The organism is Arthrobacter sp. zg-Y820 (genome assembly GCF_030142155.1).
Taxonomy (GTDB): Bacteria; Actinomycetota; Actinomycetes; order Actinomycetales; family Micrococcaceae; genus Arthrobacter_B.
The window spans coordinates 2540544-2562154 of record NZ_CP126247.1; the positions used below are offsets into that span (position 1 = coordinate 2540544).

A 21611-nucleotide genomic window follows, 5' to 3' on the forward strand; every position below is an offset into this window, starting at 1 on the left:
GAGCGTGCCCCGCCCGGTCAGCAGACCCGCATTGGGGAGGAACGATAATGCCCGTCCACGGCGGCAGGCTCCCTTAGCGGGCTGAACGGGCGGTCAGGGCGGAGAGATAATAACCTTCGATTTTCCGGACCACGTCACGGGCACGGCCCTTGAATAAGTGCGGAGAAAAGGTCACATCCCAGCCCCCGGACATGGCACGGCTCCACTGCAGCATGCCGGCTATGTCCCGCTGCGGGAGGGCGGCAAGTGCCTGCAGTCCGCCGCGGCCGTGCCTGAGCGCCGGGCGGGGAGCCGCCCGCCGCAGAACGGAGCCGGTGAACTTTCCCGCCACTGCTGTTGCCCTGGCCAACCGGATCTGTTCCGGGGTGAAGGACGCGAGGTACCCTTCATAGGATTTCAGGCGGATTCCGATGACTTTAGTCCCTCCGGGAGCCCCTTCAATCCGCCCGATGCCGACGGCCTCGAAATCTTCCCAGGGTATGAAGCCTCCGGAGTGGGGCTGAATGCCGTCCTCGGACAAGGTGAGGACAACCGGATCCCGCAGTTTCTTCCATAGGACGGCGCCATAACCGCCGCCAAAAAAGAGAACGCACACCAGCCCGATAATTTTGTTGCGCCACTCGGGGCTGAGACAGAAGAACAGCCCGATGGCGACGAAAAGCGCGGCTAGGAGTCCCATCCCGATCAGGCGGATCCAGGAAACCGGAAGGATCAGCGGTGCCAGTTTGGAAGCGCCCGGTGCAGCCGATCTTCCGCCGTCGTCGTCCCTCGTGTGCAGATGACGAGACCCGTCGCAATTCCGTTTGGCTTCAGTCATAAGGTCCTCCGTGCCTTTCCTGAACGCTTCCCTGTGAGTGGCTGACCACAACAGATGAACAATAGCAGCGAGAAAGAAGCACTAATTCCTTCTTTGCATTGGGCAACCTTTTGGGCGATATGCAGGACGGATCAGATCTTGCCGTGATCTTGACACCATCTTGCGTCCGAGCTGAGGGTCCTCCGACAGGATGGGCGGACCCCCACATGACGACCCAAGACTTAAAGCGCTTACCGAAGGAATAATGAAGAACGTCATGAAAACAACTGCGACTGCTGCTGCAGCCGCCCTGGCTCTCGGCTGCTTCTCACTAGCCGTCATTCAGCCGGCCACTGCCACCGGCGGCACCGCGCCGGAAACATCCACTACCGTCCGTCAAGACGTGGGTGCGTATCTTTACAAGAAGAACGACGAATCCAAGCCTGCCGCATGGGAAAACTCCGGCCCCCAGGATTTGCTCCAGGTCAAGGAGCACACGACAAAGTGGTTTGAAGCTGACGAAATCATGAGTCGGCTCCCAAAGGACATCTGCGGCCCGGGATGGGCCATCCAGCAGGACAAGCTGGATATCGACACCACCAGCCCCTTCAAGTGGCCCGAAACCATTACATATCCTGATGGCTTCGGTGAGGGCGCCACCCTGACTGATAACAGGCACGACGACCTCGAGACCTACGGCCCTGTGCCCGATTGCGAGCCGGAGCCGGATCCCAGCCCGAGCCCGACACCGGACCCCAAGCCCACCCCGGATCCCAAACCGACACCGGACCCGAGCCCTAGCCCGACCCCGGACCCCAAGCCCACCCCGGACCCCAAGCCCACCCCGGATCCCGAGCCGACGCCGGACCCGACACCGGACCCGAAACCCAGCCCCAAGGCGACTCCCGAGCCGAGCCCGACACCGGAACCCAGCCCCACACCGAGCCAGACACCGCCTGCCGTAGTCGTCCCGCAGCCGACACCGCCTGCACCGCCTGCGCCTGCCCCGGTTACCCCCGGGCAGCTGCCGGACACCGGAGCGAATCCGGCCATGGCAGCACTGGCAGGAGCCGGAATCCTGGTTGCCGGTCTGGGCACAGCGGCCCTGGTACGGAACCGCCGTCGCGCTGATTCGGCCGATGCCTAACCTGCAGGGATCGAACCAGCGGATCGTCAGCTAGCGAACCGCAGACCTGAATAGAGATTGTTCGGGTTGATGCGAACGGCCCCGAGGCCTTGCCCCGGGGCCGTTCGTATGCCCGCAACTCCGGACGGCCCGCGGGGCGAACCACCCGCGGTGGATCGCCCCTCAGGCATCAGTGCGACCCCTAATAGACCACGGGCATGGATTCCAGCCGGACGTGGGTGAACTGAAAGGCTCCGGCCCCGTCACCGGATCCAGGCAGGAATGCCGGCAGGACACCCGCAAAGGCACGGCTGAGGGTGATGTGCGGGCGGAGGCGGGATGCGAACATGAAATTGGGATCGGCAGCGGTGAAGGCCTCGACGTCGGCAATGCCGCAGCGGCGGAGGAACGCCGCCAAAGCGGCAAAGGCTGCGGCATGGGACTGCATCAGCGCTGCGGAGGGAAAGTACTCCAGCACCAGCGTCCGCCCGTGCCGTCCAAAGCGTGACAGAACCGCCGGCTCCAGCACGACCGGCTGCCCCGGCATCGCCGCCTCGGTTTCCGCGACGTAGTCCGCAAGCAGCACTTCGTAGTCTTCCCGGGCAATGCCGGTGGCAACTGAGACCACCGCGTAGACGTCCCGAACCTTGCCGAAATGGATCAGTGTGAGGTGCAACTGCCGCTCGGAAACCCAGCGCGGCCGGCCGCCGTCATTGATCTCCGGCAGCGCCGCCAGATCCTGCTGAAGCTTCATCAGGTGAGTCAACGACTCCGGGTCCGGCCGAAGCTGTGCGTAAAGGCGCCGGTTCCCGGACAGATACCCGGCCAGCGGAGAATCGGGAAGTGCCATTGGAGCAGTCTAAGGAGATGCGCGCCGAAGCGGCACCCCTGCCGCTAGGGTGTATCCATGCCATTCGACATCCCGCTTCTGTCCGACGGATCGCTGACGCTGCGGCCGCACCGCGCCTCCGACGTCGAGCCGGTGTTTCTGCGCTCCCTCGATCCGTTGACCCGCCAGTGGACCACCATTCCGCTGGACTACACGCGCGCGATGGCCGCGCACTATGTGGCAGCGATCTCGGTCGCGCAGGAAGATGCGGTGTCCTGGGCCCTGGAGTTCGACGGCGATTACGCCGGCTCGCTGGATCTGCGCTTCCAGGGGGCTAATTCGGGAAACCTGGGGTTTGTGACCGCACCCGCCTTTCGGGGCCGGGGTCTGATGTCCCGGGCAGTGTCGCTGGCCGTGGCCCATGCCTTCGACGGCCTGGGCTGGGACGTGGTGACATGGACCGCCAACGCGGGAAACACCGGAAGCTACAAAACCGTCTGGCGCAGCGGGTTTCCGCCGCCGATTGCCGTTCCCCATTTCCTTGCCCACCGCGGCCGGATGGTGGAGGGCTGGATTTCCAGCCTCGCTGCCGAAGACCCGCGGCTGCCCACGGGGCTGTGGGCGGAGTGGCACGACGTCGTCGAACGGCTTCCTGCGGCGCCGCCGGCATGCGCGCCGGCGCCACCGACGGCACCGACCGCACCGATCAAGGCACCGATCGAGCCGGCGCCGGCGCCGGCACCGTCGAGCCGCCGGCCCTAAACTTCGCCGGGGACGGCGGCCGCCCGTCGCAGCGTGCGGGCGAGCGTCAGCCCAGTTCGTCTGCCTTGGGAATGGTGAGGTCGTCGTTGCGGGTCAGTTCCTCCACGTTCACGTCCTTGAACGTGATCACGCGGACGCTTTTGACGAACCTGGCGGACCTGTACACATCCCACACCCAGGCATCCTGAAGCGTGAGATCGAAGTAGATCTCGCCGTCCGCGGAGCGTGCCTGCAGGTCCACATGGTTCGCCAGGTAGAACCTCCGCTCCGTTTCGACTACGTAGCTGAAGAGCCCCACCACGTCCCGGTACTCACGGTAGAGCTGAAGCTCCATGTCCGTTTCATAGTTCTCAAGGTCTTCCGCGCTCATAATTCCATCATCCCCCAACGACGCTCTCTTGGTCTGCGGCATACGGTTCCGGACGCGATCCCAACTGCCAGGACATCCGGTGCAGGGGCGTGGGCCCGTGCGCGTCAATCGCCAACCGATGGGACGCCGTAGCGTAGCCCTTGTTCACTTCCCAGCCGTACTGAGGATGTGTCACAGCGTAGTCCACCATCATCGCGTCCCGCTCCACTTTCGCGAGTACGCTGGCTGCGGCCACGCTGAGGCACTGCATGTCCGCCTTGATCTTGGTGTGCACCGGCGCCAGGCAGCCGCCGTCGTCGTCGTTCGGAACGTCGAAGAGGCTGGCCTGGGACGCCGGCGAGAGCCAGTTGTAGTTGCCGTCCAGGAGCACGACGTCGGGCGTCAGGTCCGAGCAGACCTGGTCCCAGGCGCGGGTTCCGGCCAGCCGCAGCGCAGCCATGATTCCGTGGAGGTCGATTTCGGCCGCGCTGGCATGCCCGACGCCCCAGCCCAGCGACCATTTCTTGATCAGCGGCACCAGGGTTTCCCGGTCGCTGACGGAGAGCAGCTTACTGTCCCGCACGCCCTTGAGCGACCGGACCGTTGCCAGGTCCACGGCCACCAGTCCCACGCTGACCGGCCCGGCCAGGGCACCGCGGCCCACCTCGTCGCAGCCTGCCAGCACCTTGTGGCCGGCGGCGGCAAAGGACCGCTCGAACCGGAGCGTCGGGGCCTTGCTGCCGGTTCCGGTCTTCGGACGCTGGCGGACTGGCGCAGCCGTCATTTCGATTCGGCCGGTGCTGAGCTGGAGGGCTCGGGAACGTTTTCGAAGACTTCCGGATAGCTGCCCACGAAGCCGGCGCGGTTCAACGGCCATGCGGTCACGGCCGCCTTACCCTCAATGTCCTCGACATCAACGAAGCCGCCGCTGGGATCCTGGAGGTGTTCGCGGGAATCCGCGGAGGCGTTGCGGTGGTCGCCCATGACCCAGACCTTGCCCTCGGGAACCACGACGTCGAACGCAACGTCCGACGGCGACGCACCGGGGTAGATGTAGGGCTCGGTCAGCGGCTCGCCGTTGACCGTGATCTTGCCGTCGGCGTCGCAGCAGACAACGCGGTCGCCCTCGGTGCCGATGACCCGCTTCACGAGGTGCTGCTCCGAGGTGTCGGGAACCAGCCCGACAAAGATCAGGGCATCGCGGATCCAGGTTCCCGGGCCCTCGGTGGCCGGCGGGAGCTCCGGCAGCCAGCCCTTGGTGTCCTTGAATACCACCACGTCGCCGCGGTTCAGGTCAAAGGGCTCCGGGACCAGCAGGTTCACGAAGATGCGGTCGTTGATCTCCAGGGTTTCCTCCATGGAACCCGAGGGGATGTAGAACGCCCGGAAGAGAAACGTCTTGATCAGGAAGGACAGCAGCAGCGCGACCACAATGATGGTGGCCACTTCGCGCAGCCAGCCGCCAAAGCCGCGGTTTTTCTCGCTGCCCTTTTTCTTGCCGGCACTGTCCTTGCCGGCGCTGTCCCCTTTGCCGGGGGCCGCCGCGCGCGGGTTCGCCGAATGGGCGCCGTGGATGCCGGATCCGGCGCTCTGGGTGGGCTCGTCCGGGACGTTCTGAGCCATGTGCTTTCCTCTTACTTCGCCGTGTTCCACTCGGCTCCTAACTCTAGCCGCTCAATATCCGAACTACGCTCCAGCGGCCACAAGATGGCCGTGGCCCTGCCAATGACGCGCTCCTGCGAAATGAGTCCGCCGCCGGGAGCCCCCAGCAGGGACCGGGAATCGGCGGACCGGGACCGGTGGTCCCCCATCAGCCACAGCCGGCCGTCGGGGACAATGACGTCAAAGGACTTCTCGCTGGGAGCGTCTCCCGGATAAACGTATGACTCGTCCACCGGAGTTCCATTGACGGTCAACCGAGGCTCGTCCGCCGTGCAGCAGCTGACCCGGTCACCCGGAACTCCGATGACCCGCTTCACGTAGACAGTGTCGCTGCCGGCCAGACCGACCCACCGGGCCAGGGACTTCACCGCTGTCACCGGGAGCGGATCACCGTTGTGCAGCGGAGCCAGGGACCCTTTGCCGTCAAAGACCACGACGTCGCCGCGCTGGATTTCGCCGGACCTGTAGTCGGTGCGTGAGACCACCACGCGGTCGCCCGGTTCCAGCAGCGGCTGCATCGACTCGGACGGTATGTAGTAGACGTCCACGACAAACGCGCGGACCAGCGCCACCAGCACCACAGCGGCGGCAAGGGCGCATAACACGAAACGCCAGCCCACAAACCGGGGCCGGCGTTTCATGTGCTTCCCGGGAGGGTCCGAAGATTCCCGGGAAGCGGATGCTGCGTGGATCAAGAAAGTTACTTGGCGGGACGTGCGTCGCGCTTTTCCTTGATCTTGGCTGCCTTGCCGCGCAGATCGCGCATGTAGTACAGCTTGGCGCGGCGGACGTCACCCTTGGAGACGAGCTCGAGCTTGTCGATGACCGGGGAGTGAACCGGGAAGGTACGCTCCACGCCGACGCCGAAGCTGACCTTGCGGACCGTGAAGGTCTCGCGCAGGCCATCGCCCTGGCGCTTCATGACGAAGCCCTGGAAGACCTGAACACGGGTGTTCTTGCCTTCGATGATGTTTACGTGAACCTTGACCGTGTCACCGGCGCGGAACTCGGGGATGTCTGAACGCAGCGAAGCTGCATCAACAGAATCTAGGATGTGCATTGTTTATCACTCCTGGTGGACGCCACAGGTCATCCACTTTGGTAACGGCAGGCAAGGATGCAGCGGTTACGCTGCACAGATGCTGCCGAAGCTAAAGACCGGCTGAGCCGAGGATTGGCTGCCGGCGTGCAGTCTGTTGGCCGCGCTCCCCCTGTGGCAGGTGCGGACCCAGATGACACAGTTATCTATTCTGCCATATCCGGCCAAACGCCACCAATCATCGGCGCGGCAGGATCCGGTCCTTCGTTACTTCGTAGCCCAGAGCTTCAAGCGCTGCCTTCTCGGCTTTGTTCAGCTGCGCGGCGTCGAGCTTTTCCAGCAGGTCCGGGCGGCGGGCGGCGGTGCGCTGCAGCTGCTGCTCGCGGCGCCACTGGGCGATTTTGCCGTGGTTGCCGCTGAGCAGGATTTCCGGCACATCGCGGTCCCGCCAGGACGAGGGCTTGGTGTAAACGGGGTATTCCAGCAGCCCGTCGGAGTGCGATTCCTCCACCAGGGATTCAGGATTGCCGACGACGCCGGGCACCAGGCGGCCGATCGCCTCCACCATGGCCAGGACGGCGACCTCTCCCCCGTTGAGCACATAGTCGCCGAGGCTGACCGGGCGGACATCGAAATGCTCTCCGGCCCACTCCAGCACGCGTTCGTCGATGCCTTCGTAGCGGCCGCAGGCGAAGACCAGGTGCTTTTCTTCGGCCAGCTCATAGGCCATGGCCTGGGTGAAGACCGCACCGGCCGGCGACGGAACAATCAGCACGGGGCGTGCTGCTTCCTCTTCGCCGGCGACGGAGGCCAGCGCCTGCGCCCACGGTTCGGCCTTCATCACCATGCCGGCGCCGCCGCCGTAGGGGGTGTCGTCCACGGTGCGGTGCCGGTCCGTGGTGAAGTCGCGCAGGTCGTGGACGTTGAGGTCCAGCAGGCCGTCCTGCCGGGCCTTGCCGATCAGCGACAGGTCCAGCGCGGCCAGGTACTCCGGGAAAATGCTGACTACATCAATGCGCACTTTAGCTGCCGGCCTCGCCCGAAGCGCTGTTCGGCGCCTTGTCCGCCGCCGTCGCCTTGTCCTGCTTCTCCGGCTTGTCCTGCTTCTCCGGCTTGTCCTCGGGCAGGTTCAATTCGAAGAGGCCCGGAGGTGGGGTGATCAGGACGTAGCCGCCCTCGACGTTGACCTCGGGCACGATGGCTTCCACAAACGGAACCAGGACCTCGCGGCCCTGCGTGTCGTCTACGACAAGCAGGTCCTGCACGGTCAGGGTGCGCAGGCCGCTGACGGTGCCGACGACGTCGTCGCCCACCTTGGCCTGCAGGCCCACCAGCTCGTGCTCGTACCAGCCCTCGGTGTCGTCTTCGTCATCCAGCTCTTCGGTGTCGACGGAGAGCATCGCGCCGCGCAGTTCTTCGGCGCCGTTGCGGTCAACGACCTCATCGAAGCCGAGCAGCAGGATGTCCTTGTTCCACCGCGCGCTGATGACCGTGAGCGGACCCTTGGACGCGGGCTCGACGGTGAGCTCGGTTCCGGGTACGAAGCGGTCCTCGGGGGCGTCGGTCATGACCTGGACGGTCACTTCGCCGCGGATGCCGTGCGGCTTGCCGATGCGTGCCACCTGTAACTGCATGGGGGGTCTCCTTGTATTGGTGCGGCGTGTTTGGTGCGGTGGGATGGGATGGTGAGGCACCGACGTGGTGCGGGCTTGCGGGGGCGGTCCTGTTGGCGGTCCTGCCCGGAAACACATCCGGCCCCTTCACCATTATCTGGTGCAGGGGCCGGATGCCGTGAACTGCGTTCAACTGGTAATGCTATGAAGAAAGTGCTGGAACTGACGATGCAGTCCGGCCGTGCCGCGGATGTTCAGCGGCGGCGGTCGGTATCCACTACATCGACGCGAACCGGTTCGCCGTTCGCCAAGGCTGCAATCACAGTGCGCAATGCACGTGCGGTCCGTCCCTGGCGTCCGATGACGCGGCCCAGATCGTCCTGGTGAACGCGCACCTCGAGGGTTTCCCCGCGGCGGTTGCTCTTGGCGGAAACCTTGACGTCCTCAGGACTGTCAACGATTCCGCGGACGAGATGCTCCAGCGCTTCGGCCAGCAAGTTACTCAGCCTCAGCCTCTGCGGAAGCCTCGGGAGCCTCGTCCTTCTTGGCCTTCGGAGTGATGGCCTCGGGAACGATCACTGACTTCTTTTCGGGAGCTACGAAAGCTTCCTTCGGGGCCTTGACCTGAAGGGTGCCTTCCTGGCCCTCGATGTTCTTGTACTTCTGCCAGTCACCGGTGATCTTCAGCAGAACTGCGACCTGCTCGGTGGGCTGGGCGCCGACGCCGAGCCAGTACTGGGCGCGGTCCGACTTGATGTCGATGTACGACGGGTTCTCGGTCGGACGGTAGAGTCCGATTTCCTCGATGGCACGGCCATCGCGCTTGGCACGGGAATCCATGACAACGACGCGGTAGTGTGCTGAGAACTTCTTGCCAAGGCGCTTAAGGCGAATCTTTACGGCCACTTTTGTGGTCACTCCTGATCTGAAAAGGGGCGAACCCGAACTTCTGCTCCCGTGGGGCGGGCCATAACGTTTGGGTTCAAAAAGGACAAGATGCATGCACGGAGAGAGGGGCCGCGCAGATCGAGTACCTGACCATTGTGCCAGATGACTCCTTGTTTGGCGACTCGGGGTTTGGCGCGTCGGGCCGGGCGCTGTCCGCCACGGGTTCCCCTCCATGGGCCCGTCCGCACTACCCCACGGCGACGCGAAGGCGGTTGCGCCAGGGATCCTCGAAGCGCAGCTCGGCACCCGTGTGGTGACTGGAGATGCCGGCGAGCTTCAAGCGGTCAGCTAGCCCGGCGACGTCGTCGGCCGTCGGCACGGTCAGGAGGACTTCACCCAGGCCCAGCGTGTCGCGGCGGGGGCCGGCGCCGCGGCTGTTCCAGACGTTCATGGCCATGTGGTGGTGGTAGCCGCCGGCGGATACAAACAGTGCCTGCCCGTGGAAGCCGGCAGTGCGTTCAAAACCCAGGGTGTCCACGTAGAAGGCCGCGGCGGTGTCGGTGTTTCCCACCTGGAGGTGGACGTGGCCGACGCCGGCCCCGGCACCGCGCAGTCCGGCCAGCGCCTCCTCGGTGAGGTGTTCCCGAAAGTAGGTTTGCGGGGAGAGCGCCAGCGAGGCCATCCGGACCTCGCGGCCGCTGGCGGTCTCGTCCCAGTTCCAGACGTCCCGGGGCTTGTCGTAGTAGAGCTCGATGCCGTTGCCCTCAGGGTCGGTGAAGTAGAACGCCTCGCTGACCAGGTGGTCGGCCGACCCGACGAAAGCCGCAGGATCAAACTGCGCCGCGGAGGCCACCGTGGCGGCCAAATCCGCCTGGGTTTCGAAGAGGATGGCGGTGTGGAACAGGCCCGCCTCGCCGCGCAATGCCACCTGCAGTCCCGGCGCCGGCGCGAGATGCACGACGGGGACGCGGCCGCGGCCAAGGTACTGGCCGCCGTCGGCTTCAGCCACAATGTCCAGGCCAAGCGCACCCTGATAGTAGGCGGACACCTTCGCCAGATTGCCGACCTTCAGCATGACGGTTCCCATCGCGAGGTCGGCGGGAAGCAGGTCGGAGGGATTTACTTGAAGGTTCATGTAATGAGTTTAGTTGAAGGTTCAGGTAAAGCCAAGCTGTGGAGAGTTCGCTTGGGGACAAGTTCCTGCCGCTTTCCTCAGCTTCACTTCCTGCGTTCTACGACAGCTCGCGCTTCCGCACCGCAGTCTTGTTCCTTCCCTAGCTGAGCGTCGGTCGGCTCATCGGGCAAGCATGCTCCCTCGGGCGGGTCATCCGGAAGCTGTCCCGGAACCTCACAGTTACCGTCTTTGGGATCCTCCCCAAGCTTCGCTCCGCGGAGATCGGTTCCAGTCAGATTCGCGTTCCTGAGGTCAACTCCGCAGAGGTAGGCCATCGACAAGTCGGCATACACAAAGCTCGCGTTCCCGACCTGCGCACCCGTCAGATCGGCCCAACGCAGATTCGCTGCCCGCAGATCGCTAATGTTCCCCTTGTTATCGGTCAAAATAACATCGCGCATTTCAGCTCCGTTCAGGTCAGCAAACACGAAGTTGGCTCCACGCAGGTTGGCATCGGTCAGCATTGCGACGGACATTTCTTTACCGCGAAACCGATAGCCGGTCAGATCAAGAAGTTCTGAGGGATTACCCGGATCCATCGGTCGCACAAAGCCGGTCAGATCCGGGGATATCCCGATGGTGAAGCGGATATTCTCTCGTTGGGCCCGCAGATCCCGGTCTTCGGAAATCGCTTGAACGGCGAGCTGGAGGACGAGAATCGCCAGCGCTATTGCCACGCCGGTTCCCAGAGCGATTGCCAAACCCGCCCGCACTTCGTCATGGGGTTCTCCCGCAAACGAGTGAATTCGCCACAACGTGATCGCCAGTGCAACGACCAAAAGTACTTCCACGACGGTAACAAACAAGACGAACCAAAGAACATTATCGACTGGTATCAGTTTCCACGACCGTTCAGGGGCAACGAGCGGCAGGATGAACTCGAATATGATTGTCACGATCAGCAACAGCCCGACCGCAACAATCAGAATGCTCAGCCATCGTATAGTCACAGAACGATTTGGCCTTTGACCGTTCACCGTCTTTCTCGCTTTCTGACCTCCCGCTCGCTCAGTGATTGGTCTCCTCCTAACGGAGACGAAAGACTGCGCTTGGGGAACCCGTTGCCTTGTTACGGCGACGGTTGCCGCCGCCCCCCTTGGTGAAGATCCGAGGTGGGCAGTATGCGGCGTCTTGCAGCCTTTGACAACACTTGGAAAACGATCGATACGCCCGTTTGGATCGCGGCCAGGTCAGGTAGCAATCGGAGATCACGGCGTGATCTTCGAACACCGAATGGACAGCTCCGTGCCTGCCTCTACGCGGTGAATCGAGTCGACAGGTTCAGGTCCTCGACACGATCAGTTCGGCGAAACTTAGTTCGAAGGCACAAGCTCAATGCGCATCGCAACGCGCTCCCCCAGCGCATCCAAGCCGATTTCCTTCTCGTGCTCCCGCAGGGCCTGCAGTTCGCCGCCGGGCGCGGCGACCGTCCCAAAACCGCAGCTTCGGTAGAACGGAGCATTGAACGGCACCCCGGCAAAGGTGCAGAGCGTCATGGAGGTGTATCCCTGATCCTTCGCCCATTCCAGGGCAGCTGAAACCAAAGCGCGGCCGAGCCCGGCGCCGGCCGTGTCGGGATGCACCGAGAGCTGCTCCAGATGTGCCTGCCCGTCCACTTCCTCGAGCCGCGCGAACCCCACGGGCGGAGTTCCCGCCACCAGAAGATGCAGGGCGGAAGCCAGGTCGGCTGCGGAACCCGGAGGCGGCAGCGGCAGCGGATCGGCTCCCGGCCCTGAGCCCCGAACTCCGGCCATCCCTGCCAGCAGGCTGTCGGAGGCCGCCTCCAGCGCAGGCAAAAGGGCCAGATCCTCAGCTCCGGCTTCCCTGATGACTGGGACCGAGCGGCGCATCAGCGGTCTCCCGCTTCCACCCGGCTATGCGCGGCGAGGAACTCCCGGATCTCGCGCTTGCCGGTCCCGGTGTCCTGCGGCCGGTGATTGCCGCCCACCTGGAGGTGTTCGGCTCCGGTGGAGACCAGGAAATCAGCCACCTCTTCGTATAGCGGTTCCCATCCGCCGGTGAGCACCAGCGTGGGCACCCCGGGAACAATGTCCAGCGGCGCCTCCCAGGGCGGTGTTTGAAGCCGAAGCCGCGCAGCGGACCGCCTGGCAGCTTCATCGGCCGGAGCGGAATGGCCCGGCCGTGCGGCGCGGCCTGCGGCTGCTGCCTCGACTGCGAAGACACGGCGGACAAATGCGCGCTCAAAATCCTCGTCACTCATCTCCGGTGCTGCGTCGAAAAGCGGCTGCAGCAGTTCGCGGTGGGCGGCGGTGGCCGGAAGGTCGAGGGTCAGCGAGAACACAGCCGGCTCGCACAGGATCAGGGAATACACCCGCGCCGGATCCCTCAGCGCCGCAAGCATGGCCGGAATAGCGCCTGCCGAGTGCGCCACCAGATGGCCGCCTTCGCCGAGTGCCTCCCGGATTATTGCGATATCGGTTTCCAGATCCGGCGCCAACGGCTCCGCGACGTCGTCGAATCCGTGTCGCTTGATAAACAGGCAGTCATAGTCCAGCGCCAGCCCGTGCTGCCGCGGCCAAGCCGTCGCGCCGAAGCTGCCGGCGCCGTGCACAAACACCACTCGTTCCAAAGGCATGCGGGACTCCTAACGTCCAAGAATTCCGGAGAAGCCGCCCACAGGCGGCATCATCCGACGGGTCGGCGGCGGCACAGCCGGTTCGCCCGGCGTGCTGCTGCCGTCCACCAGTTCGGTCACCGTGCCAAGATCCAAAGCTTCCAGTGCGCCGGCAACCCTGCGGGCGACGGCCTCGCCCAGCACAGCGGCGCAGTCCGGCACCGGCACAAAGCGGGCTTCCCGCTCACCGCCGCCGGCGGTGAACCCGGCGACCGACGTGGCCAGCTCCCCGCCGTCGTACACAAACGCGATGGAGTCACTCTGGCTGCCGGGCCTGGCCGCGCCGGGGCTCGCACCGGCCTGGATGTAGTCCAGCACCAGGACGCGGCCGACGCCGAGCTCCAGTCCCAGCGTCCCGGCAACGATGCGTCCGGCCGCGGAGCGCGGATCCTCTGCGCCCAGGACGACGCCGCCGGGAAGATCCCAGCTGCCGGAGCCGGAACGCAGCAGCAGCACGCGGCCGTCAGTGCTGCGGATCAGGACGGCGGCGGTGGTGCTGCGCTTGAACACGGATCCGTAAAACCCGCTCAGTCCCTGTGCTGCCACACTGGCCTCTTCCCTGGGTTTGCCTCGCCGGTGGACCGGCCGGATCCGGCTGAATCCGCTTTAAACAGGCACCGCCGGACAGAGGTCCGGCGGTGCCTGTGCGTAATCCGTTACTTGCCCAGGAACTTTTCGAAGCCCTTGGGAAGGTTCAGCGAGGACGGGTCGAAGTCCGCGTCCTGAGCGCCGAACGCACTGCCCGTGGGCAGCGCCTTGCGGGCACCGGCACGGCGGGCCTCCGCCTCGGCCAGCTCCTGCGCGGCCTTGGCCGGGTTTCCGGAACGGGCCTTCTTCTTGCCCTTGGCTGCCTGCTGCTTCTTGCGGCCGCCGCTGAAACCGCCGGGACCGGCCATGCCGGGCATGCCCGGCATGCCGCCGCCGGCTGCCATCTTCTTCATCATCTTCTGGGCCTGCACAAAGCGTTCCAGCAGGCCGTTGACCTCGGAAACGTGCACGCCGGAACCGCGGGCGATGCGGGCGCGGCGGGAACCGTTGATGATCTTCGGCGCCACCCGCTCATGCGGCGTCATGGACCGGACAATTGCTTCGACCCGGTCAATTTCGCGCTCGTCGAAGTTTTCCAGCTGCTCACGCATGCCGGCGGCGCCGGGCATCATCATGAGCATTTTCTTCATCGAACCCATCTTGCGCAGCTGCTGCATCTGGGTCAGGAAGTCGTCCAGGGTGAAGTCTTCCTGGTCGGCGAACTTCTGCGCCATCCGGGAGGCTTCGCCCTTGTCCCAGTTCTGCTCGGCCTGCTCAATGAGCGTCAGGACGTCGCCGAGGTCCAGGATGCGGCTGGCCATGCGGTCCGGGTGGAAGACCTCGAAGTCGGTGAGGCCTTCACCGGTGGACGCGAACATGATGGGCTTGCCGGTCACCGACGCCACGGACAGCGCGGCACCGCCGCGGGCATCGCCGTCGAGCTTGGTCAGCACGACGCCGGTGAAGTTCACGCCCTCGTTGAAGGCCTGCGCCGTGTTCACGGCGTCCTGGCCGATCATGGCGTCAATGACGAAGAGGACTTCGTCCGGGTTGATGGCGGCGCGGATGTCGGCGGCCTGCTGCATCAGTTCGGCGTCCACGCCCAGGCGGCCGGCGGTGTCCACGATGACGACATCGTGCAGCTTGGTGCGTGCCTCTTCGATGCCCTGGCGGGCAACGGCCACCGGATCGCCGGTGGCGGACTCGAACTCGGAGCTGACGCCCGGGTGCGGTGCGTAGACCGGCACGCCGGCGCGTTCGCCGTTGACCTGGAGCTGCTTGACGGCGTTCGGCCGCTGAAGGTCGGCGGCGACGAGCAGCGGGCTGTGGCCCTGGCTCTTGAGGTGCTTGGAGAGCTTTCCGGCGAGGGTGGTCTTACCTGCACCCTGCAGGCCCGCGAGCATGATCACCGTGGGCGGGTTCTTCGCCAGGCGCAGCCGGCGGGTCTCGCCGCCGAGGATCCCGACGAGCTCCTCGTTGACGATCTTGACGACCTGCTGGCCCGGGTTCAGAGACTGCGAAACCTCAAGCCCGAGGGCACGTTCCTTAACGGAAGCGGTGAAGGCGCGGACCACGGACACGGCGACGTCGGCGTCGAGCAGCGCGCGGCGGATCTCGCGGACTGTGGCATCGACGTCGGCTTCGGTGAGTTTGCCCTTGCCGCGAAGGTTCTTGAAGGTTGTAGTCAACCGGTCAGACAGTGAATTGAACACGTGCCGCGCACTTCTTTCGTCAGTTCTTCGCCATGTTTGGCAGGCCCAGCTGTTAAGGGTACCAAGGCAGGTTGGGTAATTGCCGCAAAACCCTTACCAGTTCCGCACCGCCGATGGCACGCTGGAGCCATGAGTGAAACTCCCCCACTGCGGACCCTGCTTATTCTCGGCGGCACCGGCGATCTTGCGGAGCGCCTGCTGCTGCCCGGGCTGGCGCGCCTGATCGACAGCGGACGGGCGCCGTCGGACCTGGCGGTGGTCGGTTCCGCCTCCCGGGACTGGACCGACGCCATGTGGCAGGAACGGTTGCAGGAGTCCTTTGCGGCCGCGCGCGGCGAGGCCGACGACGCCGGGCGGCAGGCGCTGGATACCACTGTCCACAACGGCAGCTATCTGCGGGTGGACCTGCAGGATCCGGCGCAGCTGGCCGAGGCCATCCGCGGCCTGGCCGCGCCGCTGGCCGTGTACTTTGCGCTCCCGCCGGCCGTTACGCAGTCCACGGTGGCGGCGCTGAAGCCCGGAGATCTGCCCGACGGCACCCGCCTGGTGCTGGAAAAACCGTTCGGCAGTGATGAAGCCTCGGCCCAGGAGCTGAACCGGATGCTCGCAGCCCTGCTGCCCGAGGACGACGTATACCGGGTGGACCATTTCCTGGGCATGGCCACGGTGATGAACATTCTCGGGCTGCGCTTTGCCAACCGGATCCTGGAGCCGGTGTGGAACAACCTGCACATCGAGCGCGTGGAGATCGTCTTTGACGAGGAACTCGGCCTGGAGGGACGGGCAAAGTACTACGACGGCGCGGGCGCGCTGCGGGACATGATCCAAAGCCATCTGCTGCAGACCATGGCCGTGATCGCCATGGGAGCCCCGGCAACGCTGGGCGAGCGGGACGTGCGGGACTTGGTGGCCGCCACCCTGCGGGCGGCGTCGGTCCCGGCGGACTATGCGAGCAGCACCCGACGGGCGCGGTGGGACGCCGGGGAGATCCACGGCGAGGGGATCCCCGCGTACGCCGACTCCCCCGGAGTGGACCCGGACCGGCACACCGAAACCCTGGCGGAAGTGGAAGTGCGGATCGACAATGACCGCTGGGCAGGAGTGCCGTTCGTCCTGCGCTCGGGCAAGGCCCTGGGCAAGAACCGGCAGGAGGCCGTGGTGACCTTCAAACCGGTCGGCCATCTGCCCACCGGTTTCACCGGCGCGGCGGGCGAGGGATCCCGGCTGCGGATCTCCTTCACTCCGGCCCGGCTGGAACTGGAACTGAACGTCAACGGACCGGCCAGCGTCTTTGATTTGGAGCGCACCGGCCTGACGGCACCGATGCACAAGTCCGCGCTGACACCGTACGGCGAGGTGCTGGACGGCATTCTCTCCGGTGATCCGCTGGTGTCGGTGCGCGCGGACATCGCCGAGGAATGCTGGCGGATTGTGGATCCGGTGCTGCGCGCCTGGGCCGACGGCGACGTGCCGCTGGAGACGTATCCGGCCGGAACGGCAGGTCCGCCCGACTGGAAAACCAGCCGGGCGGAGCCGTGATGTGACAGCGAACAGCGGGTGGCCGCCGAGGCCCTAGAGCGCGGAATCCCCGCGTTCCCCGGTGCGGACCCGCAGCGCCTCCTCCACGTTGACCACCCAGACCTTGCCGTCGCCGGCCCGGCCGGTGTTGGCGGTGGAGACCAGCACGTCCACAATGTCGTTGAGCCATTCGTTGGCCACGAGGACTTCGATGCGGATCTTCGGCAGCAGGTCCACTGTGTATTCGGCGCCGCGGTAGACCTCGGTGTGTCCGCGCTGGCGCCCGTAGCCGTTGGCCTGGCTGACGGTCAGGCCCTGAACTCCGTAGCTTTCCAGGGAGCCGCGGACGGCGTCGAGCTTTTCGGGACGGACAATGGCGGTTACGAGTTTCATGAGTTGATGCTCTCCTTCGGTGCGGTGCGCGCGGACTCGGGGAAGGGCCGGAAGGATCCGCCGACACCCAGCCCGCCGAATTCGTAGGCGGTTTCGGCATGTTCGCTCAGGTCCACGCCGTTGACTTCGGAATCCTCGGAGACCCGGAAGCCGATGGTCTTGTGGATCGCCAGGCCGATCACCAGGGTGAGGACCGCGGAGAAGACGATCGCGACGATGGCTGCAACCAACTGGGCGCCAAGCTGCGCGAAGCCGCCGCCGTAGAACAGGCCGCCGCCCTCGCCGTCGACCGGCAGGGCGATGAAACCCAGGGCCAGGGTGCCGACGATGCCGGCGACCAGGTGCACGCCCACCACGTCCAGGGAATCGTCGTAGCCGAGCTTGTACTTCAGGCCGACGGCGAGCGCGGAGAGGACTCCGGCCACCAGGCCCAGGCCGACGGCGCCGAGCGGGCTGACGTTGGCGCAGGCCGGGGTGATGGCCACCAGGCCGGCGACAATGCCCGAGGCGGCGCCGAGCGACGTCGGGCGTCCGTCACGGATGCGTTCGGTCAGCAGCCAGCCGACCATCGCAGCGGCCGGAGCCGCCATGGTGTTGACCCAGATCAGGCCGGCTTCCTCGGCGGTGCCTGCTGCTCCCCCGTTGAAACCGAACCAGCCGAACCACAGCAGGGTGGCGCCCAGCATGACAAACGGAATGTTGTGGGGACGCTGGCTCGGGTCCTTGCCGAAGCCCTTGCGCTTGCCGATGATCAGGGCCAGCACCAAGGCTGCCACGCCGGCGTTGATGTGCACCACGGTGCCGCCGGCGAAGTCGATGGCTTCTCCGACCACCGAGCCAATGGCGCCCTCTTCACCGAGCAGTCCGCCGCCCCAGACCATGAAGGCCAGCGGGCAGTACACCAGGGTCACCCAGATGGGAACGAAAACCGCCCAGGCGCTGAACTTGGCGCGGTCCGCGATGGCGCCGCTGATCAGGGCCACCGTGATGATGGCGAAGGTGGCGCCGAAGCCGGCGCTGATGAGGTCCTCCGTGCCGATCAGGGACTCGAGGCCGAAGGAGGTGAAGGGGTTGCCGAACAGCCCGCCCACGCCGTCGCCACCTGTCATGGAGAAGCCCCACAGAACCCAGACAACCCCCACGAGGCCGATGGACACGAAGCTCATCATCATCATGTTCAGTGCTGCCTTGGCGCGGGTCATCCCGCCGTAAAAAAATGCCACTCCGGGGGTCATGAGCAGCACCAGTGCCGCCGAAATCATGACCCAGACGTGACCTGCTGACAGATCCATCTCCACGTCCCTTCACCCTGCTGCGGGCCCTTCCCGCAGGATGAACTCTGCCGGGGCCAGATTTCGGCCACTGCCCGGGCGGATTACCGGGACATTACAAACCCCCCCGCTGATGTAAAAACTCGGAGTCGCCGATGTTTCCACGGCGTTTCGCGCCGCAGGTCGGCAGGGGGTCGGCAGGCCTGACGGCCCTGCAGGGGTCACCCGTGCCCGCCGCTAGGATGGTCCCTAAGTCTCACTACCGGAGGTTCATTTTTTATGCCCGAGCAGTCTCCCTTCTCCGACGGTCCGGATTCCCTGGCCGCCGGGGACGGCAACAATCACCGACCAGGCAGAAACAGGAAGAAGCCGTGGATTATCTCCGGAGCGGCACTGGCGGTGGTGCTGGCGGCCGGCGCCGTCGTCGCCCCCATGGTCCTGGACGATGAGGCTGCGCCCGCGGCCGCTCCCTCCCCCACCGGTACCCCCTTCACGATGACGCCGAAGCCGGAGCCCACACTGGCGCCGGCTCCCGTGTTCAACTACTACGAGCAGGCAGGCCCTCCGGCCGGTTCACCGCTGAACCAGGTAGAGCCGCTGGCTGTCACCGTCGTTCCGGAAACCACCGGCACGTCCCTGCCCGCCGGGCTGATCGGTCTCTCCCTGGAAGCCACGGACCTGGCCGACCCGTCGCTGAGCGGCGACAACCCGGAAATGGTGCAGTCAATCTCCGGACTGGGCAAGCCGCTGCTGCGCTTCGGCGGTAATGCCGTGGACCGCCGGTTCTTCTGGACCTCCACCGGCGAAGCCATTCCGGGAAACCTCTCCGGCGACAAGGCACATCCGGTGCGCGCCGTGACTCCGGCGGACCTGGAGCGGGTCAACACGCTCCTGGAAGCCGTGGACGGCCAAATCGCACTGACGGTTGATCTCGGCAACTACGACCCCGCCCGGGCCGCTGACATGACCAAGTTCGCCGCTGCGGCCTTCGGCGAGCGCCTGGTCGGCATCACCGTGGGCAACGAGCCCAACGGCTTCGCCAAGACCGGGCTGCGGCCCGGCGGCTACGGCATCCAGGACTACCTGACGGAGCTGCAGGCCTACGCCACGGCGATGCACGCCGTCGCCCCCCAGGTACCGATCGTGGGCCCGGGCACCTATGAGGAATCCTGGTGGGGTCCCTTCGCCGAGGTGCAGCTGCCGCAGCGCAAAATCCTGTCCTTCCACCACTACCCGCTCTCCTCCTGTGAAGGCGCCGATCCGGCCGGCGAACCCGTTATGAGCGCCCTCGTCACCCGGCACATCCATGACCACGCCAACAACTTCCGCGGCGCGGCGCTGGAACCGGCCCTTACGGCCGGCATCGAGACCTGGATCCCGGAAACCGGCGTCTCCGCCTGCCCCGGCTCCAACGAAACCACCAAGACGCATGCGTCCGCGCTGTGGAGCGCCGACTACGCGCTGAGCGCGGCACAGCTGGGCATCTCCCGGGTCAGCTTCCACAGCTCGCTGCTCACCTGCACCGGCGGCCCGCCCATGTCCGCCATCTGCGCCGGCGGGGCCTACCTCCAGCCCAACGGCGTCGTGGACGAGCGGGCCAACTACTACGGCCTGTCCATGGTTGGCGAAATGGAGCCCGGCGAGTTCCTGAAGCTGGACACCTCCGGAACCGGCATGGCCTATCCGTACGCGGTGCGCCATGCGGACGGCAGCATCAGCGTTGTGGTGGTCAACAACAACAACCCCGAGACCGACGCCCAGACCACGGTTAGCCTCGAGCTGCCCGGCAAGGCGCTGACCGGGACGATGACGCAGATGACCGGCCCCTCCTACGCCGCAGAGGACGGCACGCTGATCGACGGCGCCGCCGCCGAAGGCACCCCGGCCGCCGAGCGTCTGACGGTGCCCGGCTTCGAATACGGCTCCAGCACCCAGACGTTCCCGCTGACCGCCGGAACCGTCACGGTCCTGAACTTCACGTTCTAGCCCGCACGACCCACAACACCGCGCGACACAACAAAGGGCTCCTCACTTCCCCTCGGAAGTGCGGAGCCCTTTGCGGTGCTTCGGCTGCTAGCTCAGCAGTGCGTCCACGAAGCCCTCGGCGTCGAACACCGCCAGGTCATCGGCGCCCTCGCCCAGGCCGATCAGCTTCACCGGCACACCCAGGGTGCGCTGGATTGCGACGACGATGCCGCCCTTGGCGGTGCCGTCCAGCTTGGTCAGCACGATGCCGGTGATGTTCACGACCTCGGCGAAGACCTTCGCCTGGGTCAGGCCGTTCTGGCCGGTGGTGGCGTCCAGGACCAGCAGGACCTCGTCAACCTCGGCCTGCTTTTCAATGACGCGCTTGACCTTGCCGAGTTCGTCCATCAGGCCGACCTTGTTCTGCAGGCGCCCGGCGGTGTCGATCAGGACCACGTCCACCTCGCCGTCGATGCCTGCCTTCACGGCCTCAAAGGCCACGGAGGCGGGGTCGGCGCCGTCGACGTCGGACTTCACCGTGGGCACGCCCACGCGCTGTCCCCAGGTGGCCAGCTGCTCGGCCGCGGCGGCGCGGAAGGTGTCAGCCGCGCCCAGGAGCACGTCCTTGTCCTCGGCCACCAGGACGCGGGCCAGCTTGCCGACCGTCGTCGTCTTGCCGACGCCGTTGACGCCGACCACCATGACGACGGCGGGCTTGTCGGCGTGCCGGGTGACGGCCAGGGACCGGTCCATGGTCGGATCCACCAGTTTGATGAGCTCCTCGCGGAGCATCTGGTGCACTTCCTGCGGATCGCGGCTGCCGGAGATCTTCACCCGCTCGCGCAGGGCGTCCACCAGCTCCATGGTCGGTTCGGTGCCGAGGTCCGCCAGCAACAGCGTCTCCTCGATCTCGTCCCAGACGTCTTCATCAATCTTGTCGCTGGACAGCAGCGCCAGCAGCGCCTTGCCCAGCGCGTTGTTGGACTTGGCGAGCCGCGCGCGCAGGCGGGCCAGCCTGCCCTGCACCGGTTCCGGGGTTTCCAGCGCGGGAACCTCGGGAGCGGGGGCCGCTTCCTCCAGGTCACGCAGGTCATCGGGGACGACGACGTCGGTGTCAGCGGGCGGCGCGGCCTGCCCCGGCGGCGTGTCCAGGGTTGCGGTGCCGGCGGCATGCGAGCCCGCTCCGGTCACCGGGTCATTGGCGTCACGGGTGGTGGGATACATGCCCTTGGGAGTTCGGCGGGTCCGCACCAGCAAGGCTGCCACGGAACCGACGACGGCAAGGGCTATGACCACATAGATCACAATCGAAAGAGTCTCATTCACGCTCTCCAGCATGTCACACCGGTGT

General features: G+C 65.8%; 24 protein-coding genes. 4 read left to right on the forward strand and 20 right to left on the reverse strand.

Translation table 11 applies throughout. The annotated features are described in order from the left end of the window. Window positions 1-73 precede the first annotated feature (73 nt). Window positions 74-817 (reverse strand): STM3941 family protein, encoded by a 744-nt coding sequence (locus QNO08_RS11525; protein WP_229965361.1) that lies wholly within the window; start codon window positions 815-817, stop codon window positions 74-76. Window positions 818-1073: 256 nt separating this feature from the next. Between QNO08_RS11525 and QNO08_RS11530 the strand changes: the two genes are divergently transcribed. Further along, window positions 1074-1943: an LPXTG cell wall anchor domain-containing protein gene (locus tag QNO08_RS11530; RefSeq protein ID WP_284155595.1), complete on the forward strand. Its 870-nt coding sequence runs from the start codon at window positions 1074-1076 to the stop codon at window positions 1941-1943. A 181-nt stretch (window positions 1944-2124) separates the two neighbouring features. Here QNO08_RS11530 and QNO08_RS11535 read toward each other — a convergent pair whose 3' ends face one another. After that, window positions 2125-2772 carry a hypothetical protein gene (locus QNO08_RS11535; protein WP_229965359.1) on the reverse strand — a complete coding sequence of 216 codons (648 nt, stop codon included), beginning with the start codon at window positions 2770-2772 and terminating at the stop codon, window positions 2125-2127. Window positions 2773-2829: 57 nt separating this feature from the next. Here QNO08_RS11535 and QNO08_RS11540 point away from each other — a divergent pair, with 57 nt between their 5' ends. Then, window positions 2830-3513 carry a GNAT family N-acetyltransferase gene (locus QNO08_RS11540; RefSeq protein WP_229965358.1) on the forward strand — a complete coding sequence of 228 codons (684 nt, stop codon included), beginning with the start codon at window positions 2830-2832 and terminating at the stop codon, window positions 3511-3513. A 46-nt stretch (window positions 3514-3559) separates the two neighbouring features. Here QNO08_RS11540 and QNO08_RS11545 read toward each other — a convergent pair whose 3' ends face one another. The 15 genes from QNO08_RS11545 to ffh form a co-directional block, all read right to left on the reverse strand. After that, window positions 3560-3883, reverse strand: coding sequence for a DUF2469 domain-containing protein (locus QNO08_RS11545; protein ID WP_104053848.1), 324 nt, complete (start codon window positions 3881-3883; stop codon window positions 3560-3562). A 7-nt stretch (window positions 3884-3890) separates the two neighbouring features. Then, a complete protein-coding gene (gene rnhB, locus QNO08_RS11550) occupies window positions 3891-4646 on the reverse strand; it encodes a ribonuclease HII (RefSeq protein WP_229965357.1) in 756 nt (251 codons plus the stop codon). Next, a complete protein-coding gene (lepB, locus tag QNO08_RS11555) occupies window positions 4643-5485 on the reverse strand; it encodes a signal peptidase I (protein ID WP_229965356.1) in 843 nt (280 codons plus the stop codon). Before lepB (QNO08_RS11555) ends, rnhB begins: the two co-directional genes overlap by 4 nt. Before the next feature lie 11 nt (window positions 5486-5496). Continuing rightward, window positions 5497-6165, reverse strand: coding sequence for a signal peptidase I (gene lepB, locus QNO08_RS11560; protein WP_229965355.1), 669 nt, complete (start codon window positions 6163-6165; stop codon window positions 5497-5499). A gap of 59 nt (window positions 6166-6224) precedes the next feature. Then, the gene (rplS, locus tag QNO08_RS11565; RefSeq protein ID WP_229965354.1) at window positions 6225-6584 is read right to left on the reverse strand and encodes a 50S ribosomal protein L19; all 360 of its coding nucleotides are present in this window, start codon (window positions 6582-6584) and stop codon (window positions 6225-6227) included. A gap of 217 nt (window positions 6585-6801) precedes the next feature. Beyond that, window positions 6802-7584 carry a tRNA (guanosine(37)-N1)-methyltransferase TrmD gene (gene trmD / locus QNO08_RS11570; RefSeq protein WP_229965353.1) on the reverse strand — a complete coding sequence of 261 codons (783 nt, stop codon included), beginning with the start codon at window positions 7582-7584 and terminating at the stop codon, window positions 6802-6804. Window position 7585: 1 nt separating this feature from the next. After that, complete coding sequence (gene rimM / locus QNO08_RS11575) at window positions 7586-8197, reverse strand: ribosome maturation factor RimM (RefSeq protein WP_229965352.1); 612 nt, start codon at window positions 8195-8197, stop codon at window positions 7586-7588. 233 nt (window positions 8198-8430) lie between these two features. Beyond that, complete coding sequence (locus QNO08_RS11580) at window positions 8431-8673, reverse strand: RNA-binding protein (protein ID WP_104053842.1); 243 nt, start codon at window positions 8671-8673, stop codon at window positions 8431-8433. Window position 8674: 1 nt separating this feature from the next. After that, window positions 8675-9082, reverse strand: a complete 408-nt coding sequence (gene rpsP, locus QNO08_RS11585; protein WP_229965351.1) for a 30S ribosomal protein S16 — start codon at window positions 9080-9082, stop codon at window positions 8675-8677. A 229-nt stretch (window positions 9083-9311) separates the two neighbouring features. Further along, entirely contained in the window at window positions 9312-10199 is an 888-nt protein-coding gene (locus QNO08_RS11590; RefSeq protein ID WP_229965350.1) for a VOC family protein, read from the reverse strand. A gap of 83 nt (window positions 10200-10282) precedes the next feature. Further along, window positions 10283-11188: a pentapeptide repeat-containing protein gene (locus QNO08_RS11595; protein ID WP_229965349.1), complete on the reverse strand. Its 906-nt coding sequence runs from the start codon at window positions 11186-11188 to the stop codon at window positions 10283-10285. Between the two features lie 363 nt (window positions 11189-11551). Further along, entirely contained in the window at window positions 11552-12088 is a 537-nt protein-coding gene (locus QNO08_RS11600; RefSeq protein WP_229965348.1) for a GNAT family N-acetyltransferase, read from the reverse strand. Then, entirely contained in the window at window positions 12088-12834 is a 747-nt protein-coding gene (locus tag QNO08_RS11605; protein ID WP_229965347.1) for an alpha/beta fold hydrolase, read from the reverse strand. The genes QNO08_RS11600 and QNO08_RS11605 overlap by 1 nt, the downstream gene beginning before the upstream one ends. 9 nt (window positions 12835-12843) lie before the next feature. Continuing rightward, complete coding sequence (locus tag QNO08_RS11610; protein WP_229965346.1) at window positions 12844-13419, reverse strand: NUDIX domain-containing protein; 576 nt, start codon at window positions 13417-13419, stop codon at window positions 12844-12846. Window positions 13420-13529: 110 nt separating this feature from the next. Next, window positions 13530-15113, reverse strand: coding sequence for a signal recognition particle protein (ffh, locus tag QNO08_RS11615; RefSeq protein WP_229965345.1), 1584 nt, complete (start codon window positions 15111-15113; stop codon window positions 13530-13532). 129 nt (window positions 15114-15242) lie between these two features. Here ffh and QNO08_RS11620 point away from each other — a divergent pair, with 129 nt between their 5' ends. Beyond that, window positions 15243-16652, forward strand: coding sequence for a glucose-6-phosphate dehydrogenase (locus tag QNO08_RS11620; RefSeq protein ID WP_229965344.1), 1410 nt, complete (start codon window positions 15243-15245; stop codon window positions 16650-16652). A gap of 33 nt (window positions 16653-16685) precedes the next feature. Here QNO08_RS11620 and QNO08_RS11625 read toward each other — a convergent pair whose 3' ends face one another. Continuing rightward, entirely contained in the window at window positions 16686-17024 is a 339-nt protein-coding gene (locus QNO08_RS11625; protein WP_104053827.1) for a P-II family nitrogen regulator, read from the reverse strand. After that, complete coding sequence (locus QNO08_RS11630) at window positions 17021-18316, reverse strand: ammonium transporter (protein ID WP_229965343.1); 1296 nt, start codon at window positions 18314-18316, stop codon at window positions 17021-17023. The genes QNO08_RS11625 and QNO08_RS11630 overlap by 4 nt, the downstream gene beginning before the upstream one ends. 258 nt (window positions 18317-18574) lie before the next feature. Between QNO08_RS11630 and QNO08_RS11635 the strand changes: the two genes are divergently transcribed. Continuing rightward, window positions 18575-20281, forward strand: coding sequence for a hypothetical protein (locus tag QNO08_RS11635; protein ID WP_229965342.1), 1707 nt, complete (start codon window positions 18575-18577; stop codon window positions 20279-20281). Window positions 20282-20368: 87 nt separating this feature from the next. On the opposite strand, the gene ftsY is transcribed toward QNO08_RS11635, so the two are convergent. Further along, window positions 20369-21586: a signal recognition particle-docking protein FtsY gene (gene ftsY, locus QNO08_RS11640; RefSeq protein ID WP_229965341.1), complete on the reverse strand. Its 1218-nt coding sequence runs from the start codon at window positions 21584-21586 to the stop codon at window positions 20369-20371. Window positions 21587-21611 lie beyond the last annotated feature (25 nt).